This is a genomic window from Methylobacterium ajmalii, from assembly GCF_016613415.1.
In the GTDB taxonomy this organism is placed as follows: Bacteria; Pseudomonadota; Alphaproteobacteria; order Rhizobiales; family Beijerinckiaceae; genus Methylobacterium; species Methylobacterium ajmalii.
In genome coordinates this window covers 37,681-54,076 of the sequence record NZ_JACWCT010000044.1, presented here as the reverse complement: position 1 = coordinate 54,076, position 16,396 = coordinate 37,681, and the positions used below count along the sequence as shown (strand labels likewise).

Annotated in this window: 11 protein-coding genes; 6 read left to right on the top strand and 5 right to left on the bottom strand. The window is 72.2% G+C overall.

What is annotated here, in order from left to right; genetic code table 11:
- Complete coding sequence (gene treZ, locus HPY23_RS08475; RefSeq protein WP_091885385.1) at positions 1-1,821, bottom strand: malto-oligosyltrehalose trehalohydrolase; 1,821 nt, start codon at positions 1,819-1,821, stop codon at positions 1-3.
- A gap of 378 nt (positions 1,822-2,199) precedes the next feature.
- Positions 2,200-2,403: a hypothetical protein gene (locus HPY23_RS08470; RefSeq protein WP_091885383.1), complete on the bottom strand. Its 204-nt coding sequence runs from the start codon at positions 2,401-2,403 to the stop codon at positions 2,200-2,202.
- A 304-nt stretch (positions 2,404-2,707) separates the two neighbouring features.
- Here HPY23_RS08470 and parE point away from each other — a divergent pair, with 304 nt between their 5' ends.
- Positions 2,708-4,810 (top strand): DNA topoisomerase IV subunit B, encoded by a 2,103-nt coding sequence (gene parE / locus HPY23_RS08465; protein WP_091885380.1) that lies wholly within the window; start codon positions 2,708-2,710, stop codon positions 4,808-4,810.
- Positions 4,811-4,926: 116 nt separating this feature from the next.
- On the opposite strand, the gene hutG is transcribed toward parE, so the two are convergent.
- Both hutG and hutH read right to left on the bottom strand, forming a co-directional pair.
- The gene (hutG, locus tag HPY23_RS08460) at positions 4,927-5,751 is read right to left on the bottom strand and encodes an N-formylglutamate deformylase (protein WP_091885377.1); all 825 of its coding nucleotides are present in this window, start codon (positions 5,749-5,751) and stop codon (positions 4,927-4,929) included.
- Complete coding sequence (gene hutH, locus HPY23_RS08455; protein WP_091885374.1) at positions 5,748-7,286, bottom strand: histidine ammonia-lyase; 1,539 nt, start codon at positions 7,284-7,286, stop codon at positions 5,748-5,750. The genes hutG and hutH overlap by 4 nt, the downstream gene beginning before the upstream one ends.
- A 345-nt stretch (positions 7,287-7,631) precedes the next feature.
- Here hutH and HPY23_RS08450 point away from each other — a divergent pair, with 345 nt between their 5' ends.
- The 3 genes from HPY23_RS08450 to HPY23_RS08440 all read left to right on the top strand — a co-directional run bounded on the left by HPY23_RS08450 (position 7,632) and on the right by HPY23_RS08440 (position 11,383).
- Positions 7,632-9,725, top strand: coding sequence for a YgiQ family radical SAM protein (locus tag HPY23_RS08450; RefSeq protein WP_175539933.1), 2,094 nt, complete (start codon positions 7,632-7,634; stop codon positions 9,723-9,725).
- Between the two features lie 243 nt (positions 9,726-9,968).
- A complete protein-coding gene (locus HPY23_RS08445; RefSeq protein WP_244537552.1) occupies positions 9,969-10,310 on the top strand; it encodes a (2Fe-2S) ferredoxin domain-containing protein in 342 nt (113 codons plus the stop codon).
- On the top strand, positions 10,307-11,383 hold the full coding sequence (locus HPY23_RS08440) for a lysylphosphatidylglycerol synthase domain-containing protein (RefSeq protein WP_091885367.1): 1,077 nt from the start codon (positions 10,307-10,309) through the stop codon (positions 11,381-11,383). Before HPY23_RS08445 ends, HPY23_RS08440 begins: the two co-directional genes overlap by 4 nt.
- Positions 11,384-11,481: 98 nt before the next feature.
- Here the strand turns inward: HPY23_RS08440 and HPY23_RS08435 are convergent, their stop codons facing one another.
- Positions 11,482-12,015 carry an ankyrin repeat domain-containing protein gene (locus HPY23_RS08435; protein ID WP_091885363.1) on the bottom strand — a complete coding sequence of 178 codons (534 nt, stop codon included), beginning with the start codon at positions 12,013-12,015 and terminating at the stop codon, positions 11,482-11,484.
- Positions 12,016-12,385: 370 nt separating this feature from the next.
- On the opposite strand from HPY23_RS08435, the gene HPY23_RS08430 reads away from it, so the two are divergent.
- Positions 12,386-14,665, top strand: a complete 2,280-nt coding sequence (locus HPY23_RS08430) for a bifunctional diguanylate cyclase/phosphodiesterase (protein ID WP_329618812.1) — start codon at positions 12,386-12,388, stop codon at positions 14,663-14,665.
- Positions 14,666-14,759: 94 nt separating this feature from the next.
- A complete protein-coding gene (locus HPY23_RS08425) occupies positions 14,760-16,385 on the top strand; it encodes an alpha-D-glucose phosphate-specific phosphoglucomutase (RefSeq protein ID WP_091885357.1) in 1,626 nt (541 codons plus the stop codon).
- Positions 16,386-16,396: the final 11 nt, after the last annotated feature.

Here is a 16,396-nt window from a genome sequence, read left to right as displayed (position 1 = left end):
TCAACGCACCTCTTTCACGAACACGCCCGACCAGGCGGGCAGGACCAGGGAACCGCTCTCGCCTTCCGTCACGCCGGGCGAGCGCCAGACGACGCGGCCGGGAGGCTTCGGGAGGGCGAAGGGCTCGCCCCCGAACGCCGCGACGAAGCGCAGATCGCCCCCGGCATAGGACCAGGTGACGTCGACCACGTCGGGCCGCGGCAGGACGTAGCGCCCGCCCTGCCAGGCGGTCTTCGTCAGCGGCACGATCTCGCGCTGGCGCAGGGCCAGGAGCGCGGTCGTGTCGGCCAGGACCTCGCGGTGGGGCGAGCGGTCGCGCTCCGCCCAGTCGAGGGTCGAGCGCCGGAACGTCTCCTCCGCGGTGGGGTCGGGGATCGTCTTCGCCTTCTCCTCGTCGGCGAAGGCCGCGAAGCTCTTGAACTCGCGACGCCTGCCGTCGCGCACCGCCTTGTTCAGCTCCTCGTCGGGAGCGAAATCGACGAAGAACAGGAACGGCGTCGAGGCCGACCATTCCTCGCCCATCCACAGCATCGGGATCTGCGGGCTGAGCAGCAGGCCGGCCCGGGCCAGCGCCAGCCTGTCGGGCTCGGCGAGATGGCTCAGGCGCTCGCCGAGCGCCCGGTTGCCGACCTGGTCGTGGTTCTGCAGGAAGGTGACGAACGCGGATGGCGGCAGGTGTCCGGAGGGCTCGCCGCGGGGGTGGCCGTCGAGAGTCTTGAACGGCTCGCCCTGGTAGGCGAAGCCCTCCGCCAGGCTGCGGGCGAGGTGGGCGGCCGGCTTGTCGGAGAAGCTCTCGTAGTAGCCCGCCTCCTCGCCGGTGAGCAGGATGTGCCAGCCGTGATGGGTGTCGTCGGCCCATTGCGCGCTGTGGAAGCGCGGCCGGCCGGCGGCCCCGCGTTCGAGCCAGGAGGCCTGGTTGGCCTCGTTCTCCAGCATCAGGTGGATCGGCCGGTCGGGGAACGCGGCCCGGATGCGCTCGGCGAGTTCACCGAGGAAGTGTTTCTCCGAATCGTCCTGGATCGCGTGGACCGCGTCGAAGCGCAGGCCGTCGACGTGGAACTCCTCCAGCCAGTACAGCGAGTTGTGGACGAAGTAGTCCCGCACCACCTGGCCGCTGGTCTTGCCGTCGAAGTTGATGCCCGCCCCCCAGGGCGTCTGGTGGCGCTCGGTGAAGAAGGTCTTGGCGTAGGCGTTGAGGTAGTTCCCGGCCGGGCCGAAGTGGTTGTAGACCACGTCGAGGAAGACCATCAGGCCGAGGCCGTGCGCGCGGTCGACCAGGCGGCGCAGGTCGTCGGGCGTGCCGTAGGCCGAATCCGGCGCGTAGGGCAGCACGCCGTCGTAGCCCCAGTTGCGGCTGCCCTTGAAGTCGGCCAGCGGCAGGAGCTCGATCGCGGTCACGCCGAGGTCGCGCAGGGCCTCGAGCCTGTCGGCGAGGGCCGCGTAGGTGCCCTCGGGCGTCGCCGTCCCGACATGGACCTCGTAGATCACCGTCTCCTCGAACGAACGGCTTTTCCAGGCGCCGTCGGTCCACGGGAAGGCGGCGGGGTCGATCACCTCGGACAGCCCCGAGACGTCCTCGGGCTGGAAGCGCGAGGCGGGGTCGGGCACGACGAGATCGCCGTCGATCCGGTAGCCGTAGCGGGCCCCGGCGCGCACGCCCGGCACCGTCAGATGGCGCCAGCCCTCGCCCGAATCCGGCAGCGGATGCTCGCTCCCGTCGAGCACCAGGGCGACCTTCGTCGCGGTCGGCGCCCATAGGGCGAAACGCACGCCCTCCGGTCCGATCTCCGCACCGAATGGCATGCTGTGGGCGCGCCGCATCGGGCCACCATCCTTCGAAAAAGTGAGGGCAAAAAGCGAGGGCGAGCGGCGTGGGGTGCCGTCTCGCTCTGGGAAATTCAGCCGGCCTGCCCAGGTTCCGCACTGCGAAAGGCCGGAGCTGCAATAGCCGAGCTTGAGAGGGCCGAGCTTGCCGCGGGAGCTAAGGCGGGCGATCCTCCCGGCAATGGCCGGCCGGCACGAACCCGGGGACTTTCGCCGAATCTCCGTGGCGGCGAGCCAAGGCGAGCCGGATCCGGTTTGGAGCGGCGTCCGGATTCCCGTCGATGGGACGAGCTGCCCGGCCCGCGGAGCGGGCAAACGCGAAGACCCGCGAGGCGGGCGAGCGCGAGGAGAAGTGCGGCCGGGCGCGCGCCGGCCTCAGAACGCCCAGGCCAGGGTCGCGGCGAGCGCCACCGCCAGGGCAGCCCCGGTCGCCGTCATCACCATCCGGCCGAGGCCGACGGTCGCTGCGGCGACACCCTCCTCGGCGAAGCCGAAGGCCTGGCCGGCGGCCTGCTCGGCCCGGGCGAGGGTAAGGTGGCGGGTCCGGCTGTGGCGAACCTGGCGTCTGGCGGCTCTCATCGTCGGGTCGCTCCTGCGGCGCGGCCTGTCCGGCCGGCGATCGCGCGGCCGCTTCGACAACGGGCGGTCATGGCCGAGGTTCCGGCCGAGCCCGTGCGCGTCACCGGACCTTAAGGGAATTTGTTTACGTCTCGGTGACTCTGGTACGGGTTCTGCGGCGCGGCGGTCCCGGACCGGCCGCCCCACGCGACCATGCCACGCCCGAAGCCACCGGAAGCCCCTTTTTGTTCCGCGTTTGTTCCGGTATAGGGAGAGGATGACCTCGAATGCTGCCAGAGCCCTTCCCCCACCGCGAGGCCGTCGCGTGAGCGAGGCCGCACGAGACCTGTTCGGCGCGGGCGGCAAGCCTGCCGAAAGAAAGCCTCCCGAAGGCAAGCCTCTCGAAGGAAAGCCGCCCGCGGATCCGTTGAAGGCGGACGCGCTCAAGCGCACGAAGCCGGTCGCCGTGCCCCCGCCCGCGGACGCCGCGGAGGCCGGCTACGACGCCTCGGCGATCGAGGTGCTGGAGGGGCTGGAGCCGGTGCGGCGCCGGCCCGGCATGTATATCGGCGGCACCGACGAGAAGGCCCTGCACCACCTCTTCGCCGAGGTGATCGACAACTCGATGGACGAGGCGGTGGCGGGACATGCCAGCTTCATCGAGGTGGAGCTGCAGGAGGACGGCTGCCTCGTCGTGACCGACAACGGCCGCGGCATCCCGGTCGACCCGCACCCGAAATTTCCCGGCAAGTCGGCGCTCGAGGTCATCATGACCACGCTGCATGCCGGCGGTAAGTTCGATTCGAAGGTCTATGAGACCTCGGGCGGCCTGCACGGCGTCGGCATCTCGGTGGTGAACGCCCTCTCCGACGTGCTCGAGGTCGAGGTCGCCCGCAACCAGACGCTCTACCGCCAGACCTTCTCGCGCGGCCACGCGCAGGGGCCGATCGAGACGATCGGCCGGGTGCAGAACCGGCGCGGCACGAAGGTGCGCTTCCATCCCGACGCCGAGATCTTCGGCGAGCACAGGTTCGATCCCCGTCGCCTGTTCAAGATGGCGCGCTCGAAGGCCTACCTGTTCGGCGGGGTCGAGATCCGCTGGCGCTGCGCGCCCAGCCTGCTGGAAGGCGTCGAGAACGTGCCGGCCGAGGCCGTGCACCGCTTCCCGGCCGGCCTGAAGGACTATCTCGCCCGCGAGATCGACGGCAAGGAACTGGTCGCGGACGGCGTCTTCGCCGGCAAGGTGACGAAGCCCGGCAGCCACGGCTCGCTCGAATGGGCGATGGTCTGGCTGTCGAACGACGACGGCTTCTCCTCGTCCTACTGCAACACCATCCCGACGCCGGAGGGCGGCACCCATGAGAGCGGGATGCGGGTGGCGCTGCTGCGGGGCCTGCGCGACCACGCCGAGCGGGTCGGCCAGGTCAAGCGGATGGCCTCGGTCACCGCCGACGACGTGATGGCGACCTGCGCGGCGATGCTGTCGGTCTTCATCCGCGAACCTGAGTTCCAGGGCCAGACCAAGGACAAGCTCGCGACGCTGGAGGCCTCCCGCATCGTCGAGGCGGCGATCCGCGACGCCTTCGACCACTGGCTCGCCGCCTCCCCGGCCCAGGCCAACAAGCTCCTCGACTGGGTGATCGACCGGGCCGAGGAGCGCCTGCGCCGGCGCCAGGAGAAGGAGGTCGCCCGCAAGACCGCGACCCGCAAGCTGCGCCTCCCGGGCAAGCTCGCCGATTGCTCGAAGGCCGGGGCCGCCGGCTCCGAGATCTTCATCGTCGAGGGCGATTCGGCCGGCGGCTCGGCCAAGCAGGCGCGCGACCGCGCCACCCAGGCGATCCTCCCCCTGCGCGGCAAGATCCTGAACGTCGCCTCGGCGAGCCGGGACAAGCTCGGGGCCAACCAGCTCCTGTCCGACCTGACCCAGGCGCTGGGCTGCGGCCTCGGCAACCAGTACCGGCACGACGACCTTCGCTACGAGAAGGTCATCATCATGACCGACGCCGACGTCGACGGCGCCCACATCGCCTCGCTGCTCATCACCTTCTTCTACCGGCAGATGCCGAAGCTGATCGAGGGCGGGCACCTCTACCTCGCGGTCCCGCCCCTCTACCGGCTGACGCAGGGCGCGAAGAGCGCCTACGCCCGCGACGACCGCCACAAGGAGCAGCTGCTCAAGACCACCTTCAAGTCGGGCAAGGTCGAGATCGGGCGCTTCAAGGGCCTCGGCGAGATGATGCCCGGGCAGCTCAAGGAGACCACGATGGACCCCAAGAAGCGCACGCTCCTGCGGGTCGAGGTGGTGGAGGAGGCGCGCGAGGCCACCGGCGACACGGTCGAGCGGCTGATGGGCAACAAGCCCGAGGCCCGCTTCGCCTTCATCTCCGAGCGCGCGGTCTTCGCCGACGAGATCGAGCTCGACATCTGACACGCCGGGGTGCCCCCACGGGCCTGCCCGGCCTCGTCCGGCGCTCGCAGGCCCCGGCGAACCCGGGATCCATCGGGGGCTTTCGCCCCGTCTCCCTCGGCCGTACGCCGCGCCAGTTACGGCGCGGCGTTCCTCAGGTTGCCGGCCATCGCTTCGAGGCGGCCCAGGACGGCGGCGAGCACCGGCCGCAGCCGCGCGGCCTTGCCCGCGTCCAGGGCGAAGGGCGGCGCTTCCGTCGCCAGGTGCGAGCCCTGCGCGAGCTCCATCTGGATCGCGTGGATCCCGGACTCGGGACGGCCGTAGTGGCGTGTCGTCCAGCCGCCGCGGAAACGGCCGTTGACGACGCTCGTGTAGCCGGCGGCGGCCGCGCAGGTCTCGGCCGCCGCGCGCTCGATCGCCGGGTCGCAGGTCCGCCCGCCGTCGGTGCCGATGTTGAAATCCGGCAGCGTGCCCGGGAACAGGAACGGGATCCGCGAGCGGATCGAGTGGCAATCGTACAGGATCGCGACCCCGTGCAGCGCCCGCACGCGCGCGACCTCGGCGGCGAGCGCGGCGTGGTAGGGCGCGTGGAAGCGCGCGATCCGGTCGGCGACGTCGTCCTCGTCCGGGCCCGCGCCGTCCCGCCAGATCGGGGCACCGTCGAAATCGGTGACGGGAACCAAGCCGGTGGTGTTCTGCCCCGGATAGAGGCTGGTACCGGACGGGTCGCGGTTGGCATCGACGACGTAGCGGTGGAACGTCGCCCGCACGGTCGTCGCGTCCGGGAGCAGCCCGTCGTAGAGCCGGTGGATGTGCCAGTCGGTGTCGCGCAGCCGGCGGCCCTCGTCGTTCAGCCGCGCGAGGATGTCGGCCGGAACGTCCGTGCCGGTATGGGGCAGGGCCAGGATGACCGGCGACGAGCCCCGGGCGACCTCGGCCGGGCTCACGGAGACCGGGCTCATGCCGCCTCCAGACCCGGCAGGATGCCGGGCGACGGGCTGGCGTCGATCGCGCCCTGCGCCACCAGGCCGGCGGCGATCCGCAGGTCGTCCGCGAGGTAGCGGTCCTCATCGAGCGGACGGATCGCGGCGCGGATCGCCGCGAGCGCCCGCTCCAATTCCGGGCTCGTCCGCAGCGGGCCGCGCAGCTCGACGCCCTGGGCGCCCGCCAGGGCCTCGATGCCCAGGATGCCGAACAGGTTCTCGGTCATCGCCAGCAGGCGGCGGGCGCCGTGGCAGGCCATCGAGACGTGGTCCTCCTGGTTGGCGGAGGTGGGCGTCGAATCGACCGAGGCCGGGTGAGACCGCTGCTTGTTCTCGCTCATCAGCGCCGCCGAGGTCACCTCGGCGATCATCAGCCCGGAATTCAGGCCGGGCTTGCGCGCCAGGAACGCCGGCAGGCCGAAGGACAGGGCCGGGTCGACCAGGAGGGCGATCCGGCGCTGCGCGATCGAGCCGATCTCGCAGACCGCGAGCGCGATCTGGTCGGCCGCGAAGGCGACCGGCTCGGCATGGAAGTTCCCGCCCGACACGACCTCGCCGTCGGACAGGACCAGGGGGTTGTCGGTGACGGCATTGGCCTCGATCTCGAGGGTGCGGCCGGCCTGGCGCAGGAGGTCGAGGCAGGCGCCCACGACCTGGGGCTGGCACCGGATGCAGTAGGGATCCTGGACCCGCTCGTCGCCCTCGACGTGGCTCTCGCGGATCGCCGATCCGTCGAGGAGCGCGCGCAGGGCCGCCCCGGCCTCGATCTGCCCGCGATGGCCCCGCAGCGCATGAATCTCGGGGTGGAACGGGGCGGAGGAGCCCATCGCCGCGTCGGTCGACAGCGCACCGGTGACGAGGGCGGCCCGCAGCGCCCGGAAGGCGCGGAACAACCCGGCCAGCGCCAACGCGGTCGAGACCTGCGTGCCGTTGATGAGCGCGAGCCCTTCCTTGGCGGCCAGCACCACCGGCTCGAGCCCGGCGCGCCGCAGCGCCTCGCCGCCCGGCATCCGCTCACCCCCGACGAAGGCCTCGCCCTCGCCGATCATCACGGCGGCCAGGTGGGCGAGCGGCGCGAGGTCGCCGCTGGCGCCGACCGAGCCCTGGCCCGGGATGGCCGGGACGACGCCGCGGGCGAGCATCGCCTCGATGAGGCGCACGATCGCCAGCCGCACCCCCGACGCGCCGCGGCCGAGCGAGATCAGCTTCAGCGCCATCACGAGGCGCACCACGTCCGGCTCCAGGAGCTCGCCGAGGCCGCAGCAATGCGACAGGATCAGGTTGCGCTGGAGGGTGGCGAGGTCGCCGGGCGCGATCCGGATCGAGGCCAGTTTCCCGAAGCCGGTATTGATCCCGTAGATCGGCGCCTCGCCCTCGGCGATCGCCGCGATCCGGGCCGCGCCCCGCTCGATGGCGGCATCGCAGCCCGCATCCAGCCGCGCCGCCACGCCGTCGCGATAGACGCGCTCGAGGTCCTGGAGCGACACGTGTCCCGGATGGAAGGTCAGGGTCATGGCGAGGTCCTCGTTCGCTCGACGACGCGCGCGGGGCGCAAGGTAAGGACGACGCGGCCGCGCCGTCGCCGACGACCACCCGTGCCCCGCCCGATCGACGCAGGCGAGCGCGGCGATGCGCCGTTGGCTGTCCTAATATGTATAGACATGTAACGAGGCTTGGCAAGCGCGAGCCGGGCTATGCGGGGGCTTGCGACCCGGGGCGCGGTGCTGCCCCGCGTGTCATGTCTAGCGTTGAAAGGAGCCGGGTGGCGGCCGTGCGATCGGCCGGGCGACGGCCCGTCGTCCGGCCTCATGCCTGCCATTCGTTGATCTCGCGGCCCCGGCGGCCTATTCATGCGCGCCATGGACCTCCGAGCTTCCGCCGAACGATCCGTGGCCCCCGGATCCCCGGCCCCCCACCTCCCGGCTACCGTGCCGCCGCTGACCTGCGCGTCGCCGCCCCGCGGACGGGCCGCGCCGTTCCTGCCGATGAGCCGCGCCGAGATGACGGCGCTCGGGTGGGACGCCTGCGACATCGTGCTGGTGACGGGCGACGCCTATGTCGACCACCCGAGCTTCGGCATGGCCATCATCGGCCGCCTGCTCGAATCGCAGGGGTTCCGGGTCGGCATCATCGCGCAGCCTGACTGGCAGTCGGCCGAGCCGTTCAAGGCCCTCGGCCGGCCGACCCTGTTCTTCGGCGTCACAGGCGGCAACCTCGATTCGATGGTCAACCGCTACACGGCGGACCGGCGCCTGCGCCACGACGACGCCTACACGGCCGGCGGCGAGGGCGGGAAGCGGCCGGACCGCTGCACCATCGTCTACACGCAGCGCTGCCGCGAGGCGTACAAGGACGTGCCGATCGTGCTCGGCGGCATCGAGGCGTCGCTGCGCCGGATCGCGCACTACGATTACTGGTCCGACAAGGTGCGCCGCTCGATCCTGGCGGACGCCAAGGCCGACCTCCTCCTCTACGGCAACGCCGAGCGCGCCGTGGTCGAGGTAGCCAACCGCCTCGCCGCCGGCGAGGCGCCGCACGAGCTCGACTCGGTCCGGGGCGTCGCCCTGTTTCGCCGGGTGCCCGAGCACTACATCGAGCTGCCGGCCGACGACCTCGATTCCGCCGACGAGGCCGCCTCCCGCAAGGCCGGCGAGACCGTGATCCGGCTCCCCGCCTACGACGTCGTCAAGGACGACAAGGAGGCCTATGCCCGCGCCTCGCGCGTGCTGCACCGGGAGGCCAATCCCGGCAACGCGCGCCCGCTCGTCCAGCGCCACGGCGACCGCGACCTGTGGCTGAACCCGCCGCCGATCCCGCTCACCAGCGCGGAGATGGATGCGGTCTACGACCTGCCCTATGCGCGGGCGCCCCACCCGTCCTACGGCGACGCCAAGATCCCCGCCTGGGACATGATCAAGTTCTCGGTGACGATCATGCGCGGCTGCTTCGGCGGCTGCACCTTCTGCTCGATCACCGAGCACGAGGGCCGCGTCATCCAGAACCGCTCGGAGGGCTCGATCCTGCGCGAGATCGAGCGGATCCGCGACAAGACCCCGGGCTTCACCGGCGTGATCTCGGATGTCGGCGGGCCGACCGCCAACATGTACCGGATGGCCTGCAAGGACCCGAAGATCGAGGCGGCCTGCCGTCTGCCGTCCTGCGTCTTCCCGGACATCTGCCCGAACCTCAACACCTCGCACGACGACCTGATCCGGCTCTACCGCAAGGTCCGGGAGGTGAAGGGCGTCAAGAAGGTGATGGTGGCCTCCGGCGTGCGCTACGACCTCGCGGTCCGCAGCCCCGAATACGTCAAGGAACTCGTCACCCACCACGTCGGCGGCCGCCTGAAGATCGCGCCCGAGCACACCGAGCGCGGCCCCCTCGACCTGATGATGAAGCCGGGAATCGGCACCTACGACCGATTCAAGGAGATGTTCGACGAGGCGGCCAAGCAGGCGGGCAAGAAGTACTACCTGATCCCGTACTTCATCGCGGCGCATCCCGGCACGACCGACGAGGACATGCTGCAGCTCGCGCTGTGGCTCAAGAAGAACGACTACCGCGCCGACCAGGTCCAGACCTTCCTGCCGTCGCCGATGGCGACCGCCACGGCGATGTACCATACCGAGGTCAACACGCTGAAGGGCGTGCGGCGCGGCGGTAGCGAGCCGGTCGAGGCGATCAAGGGCTTGCGCCAGCGCCGCCTCCACAAGGCGTTCCTGCGCTACCACGACCCCGAGAACTGGCCCCTGCTGCGCGAGGCGCTGCGGGAGATGGGCCGCACCGACCTCATCGGGCCGCGGCCCGACCAGCTCGTGCCGTTCTCGCAGCCGCCGGGGACGGGCCTGGGTGCGGGCAAGGCTGGCGCGGGCAAGGCGCGCGGACCGCAGCGGCCGGCGCGCCAGCCCGCCGGCCAGCGGTTCACCACGAAGGGCGTCCCGATCAGGAAGTGAGACGGCTTCCGGAGGACGGCTTCCGGAAGTCGCATCACCCGCCCGCGCGGTGGAGTCGCCGGCCCTCCCCGCGCGAGCGAAGCCGATTTGCGCATCGCGACGCGATCCCGCGGACGTCGGATGCCGGCCGCGTGGGCGGGTGCGCGTCCCCGGGCGGGATGCTCGGCCGCGTCCATGCCGCGCGTTGCACGCGCATCGGCCGGAGGGTAACTCCGGCTCGGATGGATCGCGGAACGGGAGACGGTGACCCGCGTGAGCAAGCTGGCGGTGACGAAACGCGGACCGGCCAAGGCGGCTTCCGCCCCCTTCGCCGAGATCGTGATGGTGTGCGCCAAATGCGCCAAGCGTCAGGGCGTCGGCGCCAAGGCGGTGCGGGGCGGGTTGAAGCGGGCCCTCAAGGCCGATCGTCGCGGCCGCAAGGTGCGGGTGGTCGAGACCGGCTGCCTCGGCCTGTGCCCCAAGCGCAGCCTCACGCTCGCCACCGCCGGCTCTCTCGGCGAGGGCCGCCTCCTGGTGCTCGATCCGACGCTCTCCGCCGAGGCGATGCTCGACGCCCTGCTGCCGGTCCGGGACGGGGACCGATGACGGCGGGCGACGCGGTCCCGCACCCCGAGGCCCGTCGCCCGAGCCTCGGCCGGCGCCTGCTGCGGCGGGTGCCGCTCCTCGGCGCCGCGGTCGGCGTGGTCCTGGCGCTGTGGCTCGTCGCCGCCAACGACGTCGGGGCGGTGGCGGACGCCTTCGGGCGCGTCGGCGTGCTCGGCATCGTAGCGGTGGTGCTGGTGCGGGTCGTGATCGTCGGGCTCTGCGGTATCGCCTGGGCCCGGGTGCTCTCCGGCCTCGTCGGGCTCGCCTCCGGCCCGTTCGTGCTGCTGCGCTTCGTGCGCGAGGGCGTCAACGTGCTCTTGCCCGTCGCCTCGGTCGGCGGCGAGGTGCTGGGCGCGCGTCTCCTCACCTTCTGGGGCGTCACGGGCGCGGCGAGCGCCGCCGGCATCCTGGTCGACATGTTCTTCCAGGTCGTCACCCAGGCGCTGTTCGCCCTGACCGGCGTCGTCCTGCTCTCGCGGCTCGAGGGCGAGCAGGCGGCCACCCTCGCGGCCTGGTGCGCCAAGGGCCTGGCGCTCAGCGGCGTCGTGCTGGCCGCGTTCTTCGCCGTGCAGCGCTACGGCGGCGCCGCCTTCGTCGAGCGCCGGGTGAGCGCGCTCGCCCGCCGATTCGCGGCCGAGGGCGGGGCGGCGCCGGTCGGCGGCGGCGTCCAGGCGGCGCTCGACGCGGTCTGGGACCGTCGGCGCGGGCTGCCGCTGGCGGAGGGCTTCCTCCTCCACCTCGCGGCCTGGTTCCTGGGCGCCCTCGAGATCTGGATCGCGCTGCGCTGCATCGGCATCGAGGGCGTGACGTTCGCCGAGGCGGTGGTCCTCGAATCCCTGAGCCAGGCGATCAAGTCGGCCGCCTTCCCGGTTCCGAGCGGGCTCGGCGTCCAGGAGGGCGGCTTCGTGCTCCTCGGCAGCCTGTTCGGCATCGATCCCCACACGGCGCTCGCCCTGTCCCTGGTCAAGCGCGTGCCCGACGTCGTGCTGGGCCTGCCGGCGCTCCTGGCCTGGCAGATGATCGAGGCCCGGCGCGGGCTGATGGTCCCGCCCGCCGCCCCACCCGCGATCTAGAGAGCCTCACGATCGCGCTGCAATCGCGAAGCTCTCCAGGTCTTTGATTCTGCCTCATTGTCTGCGACGAACCGGCATTCGCGTCGCCGAAGAATGCTCTAGCGCGCCGCGCGGGCCAGCACCTCCGGCGTGTCGGGAGCGCTCATCGCGCGGGCCGCGGCCTCGGCGGTGAGGCCGCCGGCGTCGCGGCGGGCCGGGTCGGCGCCGCGGGCGAGCAGGGTCTCCACCATCTCGACCCGGTTGAACATCGCCGCGACCATCAGGGCGGTGCGCCCGTCCGGCCCGGCCCCGTCGACCGCCGCCCCCCCGTCGAGGAGCGCGAGCACCACCGGCAGCGCGCCCTTGAACGCCGCCGCGGCGAGCGGGGTCTGACCGCGGTCGTTGGCGATCTCCGGATCGGCCGCGTGCGCCATCAGCACGCCGACGGTCTCGACATGGCCGTGATAGGCCGCGAGCATCAGGAGCGTGTCGCCCTTGTCGTTGCGCAGGTTCGGCGGCATCCCCATGCCGAGAAGCTCGCCCAGCTCCGCGTGGTGACCGAGGCGCGCATAGCCGAAGACCCGGCCCGCGAAGGCGATCGTGTCCTCGTCCAGGGTCGGGCGCGCCGGGGCGCCGGGCTCGTCGTTCTGCATCGCTCTCATCCGTCGTGTTCGGCGCGGGATATCGGGCGGGGGCCCGTGCCGCCAAGTGGTGCCCCCTACCGAGCGGATACCCCGCCGGGACGGTCGCCCCATCCCGACGCAGACGGCCGCGATCCGCTCGCCCCGGGATTGATCGAGCCCATTAGGTCTGCATTCACTACACGCCCGAGAATCAGGCCGAACGACCAAATGGCCGACTGTAAGTTCATCAACGGAGGCGTACGTCTCTCGCGACATAGATCTCCCTAGAGAGACGCCCGTTGTGACCGCCCTCTACGATTGCATCGCCCACAATCACGATCTCAAGCTCGTTTTGCTCGCTGCGGTTGTGTGCAATCTCGCTGCGGCAACTAGCCTGACCTTGCTCGACTACGCGCGCGGCCACGCCGGCAGGGCGCGCAGGCTGTGGCTGCTCACCGGGGCGCTCGCCGGCGGCACCGGGATCTGGGCGACCCACTTCATCGCCATGCTGGCCTTCTCGCCCGGCCTCGCCTCGGCCTACGACCTCGGGCTGACCGGGCTGTCGCTGATGATCGCGGTCTGCATGACGGCGGCCGGGTTCTGGATCGCGCTGCGGCCCGGCCTGCCGGCCGCCCCCTGGCTCGGCGGCGCGCAGATCGGCGTCGGCGTCGGCGCGATGCACTTCACCGGCATGGCGGCCTTCGAGGTCGCGGGCCGCATCGCCTGGGATCCGGTCCTGGTCGGGGCGGCCCTCGTCGCCGGGGCCGGGCTTGGCAGCCTGGCGCTCGCCACCACCCTGCGCGACGGCTCGGTGCGCACGAAGGTGCTCGGGGCCGGCCTGATGGTCGCGGGGATCTGCAGCCTGCACTTCACCGCGATGACCGCCGCGGTGATCGAGCCGGATCCGAGCCGGGCGCTCTCGGGCACCGCGGTGCCGGCGGAGATGATGGCGGTCGCGGTCGCGGTCGGCAGCATCACGATCCTCGTCCTCGCCTTCGCGGGCCTGTGGCTACACCTGCGCGACGAGCGCCGCTCGGCGCTCGAGGGCGACCGGATGCGCGGCCTCGCCAACGCCGCCGTCGAGGGCCTGGTCGTCTGCGACGGCGACCGCATCGTCACCGTCAACGACAGCTTCGCCGACCTCGTCGGCGTGCCTCCCGACGCCCTCACCGGCCGGCCGCTCTCGGCCATCCTGGGCGAGGCGGCCGACCCGCTCCGGCCCGGGACCGACGAGGACGTCGAGGTGCCGGAGGCGCAGCTGCGCCGCGCCGACGGCACGCTCGTCCCGGTCGAGGTGATCCGCCGCGTCATCGACTTCGCCGGCCGCCCGCACGCGGCGATGGCGGTGCGCGACCTGCGGGCGCGCAAGCGTGCCGAGGCGCGGATCGCCTACCTCGCCCATCACGACGCCCTGACCGGCGCGCCGAACCGGGCGAGCTTCAACGACCGGCTGGTGCAGGAGATCGCGCTCGCCCAGGCCGCCGGGCGGCCGCTGGCGGTGCTCTGCGCCGACCTCGATCGGTTCAAGGAGGTCAACGACCTGTTCGGCCACGCGGCCGGCGACGCCCTGCTGCGCTCGGTCTGCGCCGCCATCGCCGGGGTGCTGGCCCCCGGCCAGATGCTGGCGCGGCTCGGCGGCGACGAGTTCGCCGTGCTGGCCCCGAACCTCGACGCGGCCGGTGCCGAAGCCCTGGGCGAGGCGATCCTGGCGGCCCTGCGCCAGGCCGAGACCGGCCCGGCCGGGGCGATCGCCGCCGCGAGCCTCGGCCTTGCCGTCTACCCGCATGACGGCGACGACGCCGAGACCCTGATGGTCCAGGCCGACACCGCCCTCTACCGCGCCAAGCAGGAGGGACGCGGGCGCCTGCGCTTCTACGAGGCGCGGATGGGCGTGCAGGTGCGCGAGCGGCGCCAGATCGAGCACGACCTGCGCCATGCCGTCGAGCGGGGCGAGCTGCGGGTGGTCTACCAGCCGCAGACCCGCATCGACAGCGGCGAGGCGGTCGGCTTCGAGGCGCTGCTGCGCTGGCATCACCCGGAGCGCGGCACCGTCCCGCCGAACCTGTTCATCCCGATCGCCGAGGAGACCGGCAGCATTCTCGCCATCGGCGAGTGGGTGCTGCGCGAGACCTGCCGCGAGGCGGCCTCCTGGGACAAGCCGCTGCGCATCGCGGTGAACGTCTCGGCGGTCCAGCTCCACGCCCCGGGCTTCGCCGAGCTCGTCCACGAGATCCTGTTCGCCACCGGCCTGTCGCCGGCCCGCCTCGAACTGGAGATCACCGAGACGGCCCTGATCCGCGACCTGCCCCGGGCGCTTACCACCCTGCGGCGGATCAAGGCGCTCGGCGTGCGCATCGCCATGGACGATTTCGGCACCGGCTACTCGTCGCTGTCGAACCTGCGCGCCTTCCCGTTCGACAAGATCAAGATCGACGCCTCCTTCACCCGCTCGGTCGATTCGAGCGAGCAGGCCGCCACCATCGTGCGCACCGTGCTGGGGCTGGGCCGGGGCCTCGGCCTGCCGGTCCTGGCCGAGGGGGTCGAGACCTCGGCCGAGCTCGCCTTCCTGGGCGCCGAGGCCTGCCAGGAGGCGCAGGGCTACCTGATCGGCCGTCCCGGCCCGATCGGCGGCTTCCAGCACCTGACGGCGGAGCCGGACGCCGCCGAGGACGCGGCATGAGCGGCGCGCGGGCTGGCCGGCGCGGGCAAGAGGCGGCATAAGCCGGGCAGGCGGGGCCGTCCGGTCCCGCCGCCTCTTCCCGAGACGAGACTCCATGACCGTCAAGGCCGTCCCCACGCAGCCCTTTCCCGACCAGAAGCCCGGCACCTCGGGCCTGCGCAAGAAGGTGCCGGTCTTCCGCCAGCCGCGCTACGTCGAGAACTTCGTCCAGGCGATCTTCGACTGCCTGCCCGACCGGGCCGGCACGACGCTGGTGGTCGGCGGCGACGGGCGCTTCCTCAACCGCGAGGTGGTGCAGACGACCCTCAGGATCGCGGCGGCCAACGGCTTCTCGCGCATCCTGGTCGGCCGCGGCGGCCTGCTCTCGACGCCCGCCGCCTCCTGCGTGATCCGCAAGTACGGCGCGATCGGCGGCGTGGTGCTCTCGGCGAGCCACAACCCGGGCGGCCCCGAGGGCGATTTCGGCATCAAGTTCAACGGCCGCAACGGCGGTCCCGCCCCCGAGCCGGTCACCGAGGCGATCTTCGCCCGCACCAAGGCGATCGGCGAGTACCGCATCGTCGAGGCCGCCGACATCGACCTCGACACCCTGGGCGACGTCGCGCTCGGCGAGGCCACCGTCACGGTGATCGATCCGGTGGCGGATTACGCCGCGCTGATGGAGACGCTGATCGACTTCCCGGCCATCGCGGCGCTCTTTCGCTCCGGCTTCCGGATGCGCTTCGACGCGATGAGCGCGGTGACCGGCCCCTACGCGGTGGAGATCCTGGAGCGGCGCCTGGGTGCCCCCGCCGGCACGGTGATCAACGCCGAGCCGCTGCCCGATTTCGGCGGCCACCACCCGGACCCGAACCCGGTCCACGCCCACGACCTGATGGTCGAGATGACCGGCCCGGCCGCGCCCGATTTCGGTGCGGCCTCCGACGGCGACGGCGACCGCAACATGATCGTGGCGCCCCACCTGTTCGTCACGCCGAGCGACAGCCTGGCGATCCTGGCCGCCCACGCGCATCTGGCGCCGGGCTACGCGGCGGGTCTCTCCGGCATCGCCCGCTCGATGCCGACGAGCCGCGCCGCCGACCGGGTCGCGGCCGCTCTCGGCGTCCCGGCCTTCGAGACCCCGACCGGCTGGAAGTTCTTCGGCAACCTGCTCGATGCCGGGCGGATCACGCTGTGCGGCGAGGAGAGCGCCGGCACCGGCTCGAACCACGTCCGCGAGAAGGACGGGCTCTGGGCGGTCCTGCTCTGGCTCAACCTGCTTGCCGCGACCGGCAAGCCCGCCGACCAGGTGGTGCGCGACCACTGGGCGACGTACGGCCGCGACTACTACGCCCGCCACGACTACGAGGAGGTGGAGAGCGCCGCCGCCGAGGGTCTGATGACCGCCCTTCGCGACAAGCTCGCCGGGCTGCCGGGGCGGAGCTTCGGCGGGCTCACCGTCGAGGCGGCGGACGACTTCGCCTATACCGACCCGGTCGACGGCTCGGTGACCGCGCGCCAGGGCGTGCGGATCCTGTTTCGCGAGGATGCCCGGGTGGTCTTCCGCCTGTCGGGCACCGGCACGGTCGGGGCGACGCTCCGGGTCTATCTCGAGCGCTTCTCGAAGGACCGGCTCGATGCGCCGACCGCCGAGATGCTGGCGCCCGTCGTGGCGGCGGCGGAGGCCATCGCCGGGATCGTCCAGCATACCGGCCGGACCGAGCCGTCGGTCGTGACGTAGGGCGGGCCCGA